This is a genomic window from Achromobacter sp. GbtcB20 (assembly GCF_019091095.1).
Taxonomy (GTDB): domain Bacteria; phylum Pseudomonadota; class Gammaproteobacteria; order Burkholderiales; family Burkholderiaceae_B; genus Achromobacter; species Achromobacter mucicolens.
This window is the reverse complement of sequence record NZ_JAGXJZ010000303.1, coordinates 1-371: the sequence shown is the minus strand read 5'-3', so window position 1 is coordinate 371 and position 371 is coordinate 1. Positions and strand designations below refer to the sequence as shown.

The following is a 371-nucleotide window of genomic DNA, read 5'->3' as shown; positions in this document are numbered from 1 at the left end:
CGCGACGGCGCGATCGCCCTGGCGCTGGCGCTGGCCGAGCTGCGCGAAAGCGGGCAGGCGGCCTTGCTGCCGAAGCGCACCGTCTACGTCCCGTGCAGCCCCTCGACCCTGGCGCGCGTCGCCGGCATCCTGGTGCACCGCGCCGGCTACGCGATGAAGAAGGCGGGCGTGGTCAACATGTTCCCGCACACCTCGCACGACGAATCGATCGGCGTGTTCGAGCTGCCGGACGCCGACGCCGACGCCGCTTAAGCGCCGGCCCGGTCCGGACCGGCGCCCTGCGCCAGCAGCGCAAACAGCCGGGCCGGGTCGGCCGGCCTGACCATGAAGTGGTCGGAGGCCGGGTTGGCATGCGGCGCCGTCTCGCGCTG

1 pseudogene is annotated in these 371 nt (G+C 73.9%); it reads left to right on the top strand.

The annotated features are described in order from the left end of the window. Positions 1-252: pseudogene (locus KVT32_RS29090) on the top strand (23S rRNA (uracil(1939)-C(5))-methyltransferase); the annotation flags it as partial. Between the last annotated feature and the right edge of the window lie 119 nt (positions 253-371).